The organism is Streptomyces phytophilus (assembly GCF_013870535.1).
Taxonomy (GTDB): domain Bacteria; phylum Actinomycetota; class Actinomycetes; order Streptomycetales; family Streptomycetaceae; genus Streptomyces; species Streptomyces phytophilus.
Map to the genome: position 1 here is coordinate 1 of NZ_JACBXC010000417.1, position 4668 is coordinate 4668.

4 protein-coding genes are annotated in these 4668 nt (G+C 74.0%); 3 read left to right on the forward strand and 1 reads right to left on the reverse strand.

Going from position 1 to position 4668, the window contains the following annotated elements; genetic code table 11:
- From H5J30_RS18220 to H5J30_RS18230, 3 genes are all read left to right on the forward strand, one after another.
- Positions 1-516: GNAT family N-acetyltransferase (locus tag H5J30_RS18220; RefSeq protein ID WP_181788474.1), on the forward strand; the 516-nt coding region annotated here is incomplete at its 5' end.
- A gap of 135 nt (positions 517-651) precedes the next feature.
- The gene (locus H5J30_RS18225; protein WP_181788475.1) at positions 652-1185 is read left to right on the forward strand and encodes a GNAT family N-acetyltransferase; all 534 of its coding nucleotides are present in this window, start codon (positions 652-654) and stop codon (positions 1183-1185) included.
- Between the two features lie 81 nt (positions 1186-1266).
- Complete coding sequence (locus H5J30_RS18230) at positions 1267-2982, forward strand: proline--tRNA ligase (RefSeq protein WP_181788476.1); 1716 nt, start codon at positions 1267-1269, stop codon at positions 2980-2982.
- A 31-nt stretch (positions 2983-3013) separates the two neighbouring features.
- Here the strand turns inward: H5J30_RS18230 and H5J30_RS18235 are convergent.
- A partial coding sequence (locus H5J30_RS18235; protein WP_181788477.1) for a penicillin-binding transpeptidase domain-containing protein occupies positions 3014-4668 on the reverse strand: 1655 nt, incomplete at its 5' end.

Consider the following 4668-nt stretch of genomic DNA (forward strand, 5'->3'; position numbering starts at 1 on the left):
GAGCCCGCCTGGGGCCCCGCGCGCGAGGTGCGCGCGCGCCAGCCGCTGATGGTCACCGCCTCGATGCCCGCGGACGTCGAGCCCGATCCGCTGGTCCGCCGCATCCGCAAGGACGAGATGGACCTGATCATGCCGGCGTGCGTGGCGATGTTCACCGAAGAGGTCGGCATCTCGCCGCTCGCCGGCGACGGCGGGCTGCTGTACCAGGCGCGGGTCGCCGAACTGGTCGGCGGCGGCCGGTCCTTCGCGCGCGTGGAGGACGGCGAGGTCGTCTTCAAGGCGGAGATCGGCGCGGCGACGGCGCACGCGTGCCAGATCCAGGGCGTGTGGGTGGCGCCCGGGCACCGCGGGCGCGGGCTGTCGGAGACGGGTCTCGCGGCGGTCCTGCGGTACGCGCTGCGCGAGGTGGCACCGATGGTCAGCCTGTACGTGAACGACTTCAACACCGTGGCCCGCGCGGCCTACCGCAGGGTGGGCTTCCGCGAGGTCGGGGCGTTCATGAGCGTGCTGTTCTGAGCACCCCGCCGCGGGGCGCGCGGGGCCTCGCGAGGCTCGTACGGGCACCGTGCCCCATGCGCTCCGGCGTCGCGCCGGGGGCGTGGCAGCGGGGGTGGACCGGCGGCCCGCGAGCGCAGGGTAGGGTGCGCAGCCATGGATGACGTCGTCGTCGGCCCTCTCGACCTCGCCGCCCGCGTGGACGACGCGCTTGCCGTTCAGGCCGTCGCTTTCGGGCTCACCGACGACGAGATCGCCGTCCGCCGCCATGTCGTGCTGCGGCACCTGACCAACGCGGGCGCCCGCGCGCTGGGCGCCACCACCGCCACCGGCCGGCTCGCCGGGTTCGTCTACGGCATGCCGAACAACCGCGTCTACTGGTGGTCCACCGTCGTCCAGCCGTACCTGCGCGCCGTCGGCGAGGAGCGCTGGCTCGACGACACCTTCGTCATCACCGAACTCCACGTGCACCCGGCCTTCCAGCAGCGGGGCATCGGCCGCGAGCTGATCACCCGCATCACCGACACCGCCGCCGAGCCCAGGAGCCTGCTCTCGGCGATCGACGCGGAGAGCCCCGCGCGCCACCTGTACCGGCAGCTCGGCTACCGCGACCTGGCCCGCCGCGTGGTCTTCCCCGGCGCCCCCAGCCCGTACGTGGTGATGGGCGCCGAGCTGCCGCTGCTGCGCTGAGTTGTCCACAACCGGCGAGTTGTCCACAGCTTCGGCGGACGAATTACCGGCGGGCCCGGGTCCGGCGCTAGAGTCCGGGGCATGAGCCAGCACAGCCACGTTCAGCGCATGTCCCGGATGATGCTCAAGACGCTGCGCGACGACCCCGCCGACGCCGAGACCGCGAGCCACAAGCTGCTCGTCCGCGCGGGCTACGTCCGCCGCTCGTCCGCCGGGGTGTGGACCTGGCTGCCGCTCGGCAAGCGGGTCCTGGAGAACGTGGCGCGGGTCGTCCGCGAGGAGATGGACGGGATCGGCGGCCAGGAGGTGCTGCTGCCCGCCCTGCTGCCCCGCGAGCTGTACGAGACGACGGGCCGCGCCGAGGAGTACGGCGACCTGCTCTTCGCCCTCAAGGACCGCAAGGGCGTCGACTACGTGCTGGGTCCCACGCACGAGGAGCTGTTCGCCCAGGTGGTCAAGGACCAGTGCTCGTCCTACAAGGACATGCCCGTGATCCTGTACCAGATCCAGATCAAGTACCGGGACGAGGCCAGGCCCCGCTCCGGCGTGCTGCGCGGCCGCGAGTTCCACATGAAGGACTCGTACTCCTTCGACACCTCCGACGACGGCCTCGCCGCCTCCTACGGGCTGCACCGCGAGGCGTACCAGCGGATCTTCGAGCGGCTCGGCTTCGACTACCGGATCGTCTCCGCCGTCTCCGGCGCCATGGGCGGCTCGGCCAGCGAGGAGTTCCTCGCCCCCGCCGCCGCCGGCGAGGACACGTACGTGCAGTGCCCGTCCTGCGGCTATGCGGCGAACACCGAGGCGCTGACGACGACGGTGGCGCCCGCCCCCCTCGACGGGCACCCGCCGGTCGAGGAGCTGGACACGCCGGACACCCCGACGATCGAGACCCTCGCCGCGCACCTGGGCGTCCCCGCCTCGGCGACGCTGAAGAACCTGCTGGTGAAGATCGACGGCGAGATCACCGCGGTCGGTGTCCCCGGCGACCGCGAGGTGGACCTCGGCAAGCTCGCCGAGCAACTGGCCCCGGCCGAGGTCGAGGTCGTCACCGCCGAGGACTTCGCCGACCGCCCCGACCTCGTCCGGGGGTACGTCGGCCCGCAGGGCATGGCCGGCAAGGCGTTCCGGTACCTGGCCGACCCCCGGGTCGCCCCGGGCACGTCCTGGGTGACCGGCTCCAACAAGCCCGACTCCCACTCCCGCAACGTGGTGTGCGGCCGCGACTTCGAGGTCGACCAGTACCTCGACGTGGTCGTCGTCGAGCCCGGCGACCCCTGCCCGCGCTGCGGCTCCGGCATCGAGTTGGACCGGGCCATCGAGATCGGCCACATCTTCCAGCTCGGCCGCAAGTACGCGGACGCCTTCGAGCTGGACGTCCTCGGCCAGAACGGCAAGCCGGTGCGGGTGACCATGGGTTCGTACGGGATCGGGGTCTCCCGGGCCGTCGCCGCGCTCGCCGAGCAGACGCACGACGAGCTGGGGCTGTGCTGGCCGCGCGAGGTGGCCCCGGCCGACGTGCACATCGTCGCGGCGGGCAAGGCCAAGCAGACGGAGCTGGCCCTCGAACTGGCGGAGAAGCTGGGTGCGGCGGGCGTGCGGGTGCTCGTGGACGACCGGGCGTCGGTGTCGCCGGGCGTGAAGTTCACCGACGCCGAGCTGATCGGGGTGCCGCAGATCCTCGTCGCGGGGCGGCGTGCGGAAGAGGGCGTGGTGGAGCTGAAGGACCGCCGCACCGGGGAGCGCGAGGAACTGCCCGTGGACGAGGCGCTGGCGCGGCTGACGACGACGGCGTGACGGAGAGCGGACCGACGGCGGCGTCCGGGCGCTAACCGGCGGTTGCCGCGCGGAGGAAGTCGGCGGCCACCGGGCCCGCGTCCTTGCCGCCCGAGCCGCCGTCCTCGACGAGCACGCTGAAGGCGAGGTCGTCGCCCTCCAGGTAGCCGATCATCCACGCGTGGGTGCGCGGCGGGCTCTCGGTGCCGAACTCGGCCGTCCCGGTCTTGGCGTGCGGCAGCCCCGGGACACCTCCGAGCGCCGAGCCGGACCCGTCCGTGACGACGCCGCGCATCAGCGCGCGCAGCTGTTCGTAGGTCCGCTTGTCGAGCTTCTCCGGCGCGCGGTACGGCTCGTCCACCGCGTCCGGCACCAGCACCGGCTGCCGGAACCGGCCGTCCTTGACCGTCGCCGCCACCGACGCCATCACCAGCGGGCTCGCCTCCACCCGGCCCTGCCCGATCATCGCCGCGGCCTTGTCGTTGTCGCCGTCGGCCGCGGGCACGCTGCCGTCGAAGGTGGTCGCGCCGACCTGCCAGGTGCCGCCGATGCCGAAGGCGCGGGCCGTGTCCGTCAGCGTCCGGTCCGCCAGGTCGTCGCGCAGGCCGACGAAGGCGGTGTTGCAGGACTGGGCGAACGCCTCGGCGAAAGTGGTGCCCTTCGGGAGCTCGAACTCGCCCTGGTTCTCGAAGCGTTGCCCCGCCACGTGCACCGCCGCCGGGCAGGCCACGCGGTCCCCGGCCGCCAGGCCGCCGTCGAGGAGCGCGGCGGCGGTGACCGTCTTGAAGGTGGAGCCGGGCGGAAAGCGGCCGGTCAGCGCGTGACTCTCGCCGGAGTCCGGGCTGTCGGCGACGGCCAGCACCCGGCCGGTCCCGGGGTCGATCGCGACGATCGACGCGCTCTTGCCCAGCCCGTCGACCGCCTCCTCCGCGGCGCGCTGCACTCCGGGGTCGATCGTCGTGCGCACCGGCTTGCCCGCGCCCGGCTTCTTGCGGGCCAGGGTGCGCACCGGCGCCCCCGTGGCCCGGTCGGCGATCACGACCTCGGCGCCGGGCGCCGCGTACAGCCGCTTGTCGTAGCGCGCCTGGAGCGCCGAGGAGCCCCTGCCGGTGTCCGGCGAGACGGCGCCGACCAGGGAGCGGGCCAGATGCGCGACGGGCTGGTCGGAGTCGACGAACTGCAGCCCCGGGACGTCCAGCAGCCGGTCGCGGTGCTGCCGGTAGACCTCGTCCCGCAGGGTCACCACCGGCACGGACTCGTCCGGCTCCGCGGCGGCGACGCGCTTCTTCAGCCGCGGGACGTCGAGGTCCGCGCCGAGCGCGGGGTCGTCGAGGACGGCGTACGCGCGGTCGGGGTCGGACAGCTTGGCGGGCCAGATCGAGACGGCCCACACCTTGGCGTCGCCGGCCAGCTCCGAGCCGTCGGCGGCGAGTATCGGGGCGCGCCCGGCGCGCTGCGTGGTCGTGACGAGGGTCTGGTGGCGGCGCAGCGCGGGATGGACGAGCCGGGGCTCCCAGCGCACCCGCCAGCCGCCGTCGTCCCCGTCGCCGCCCGGGGGCAGGGCCACCGCGCGGGTCTCGTACTCCCAGGCGCCGAAGCCGGGCAGCCGCTGCCGTACGGAGAAGGGCACGGTGTACGTGCCGTCCTCGCCCTTCTCCGCGTCGTCCAGGGACACCCGCACGTCCTGCGGGTCCAGCCCGCGCGCCA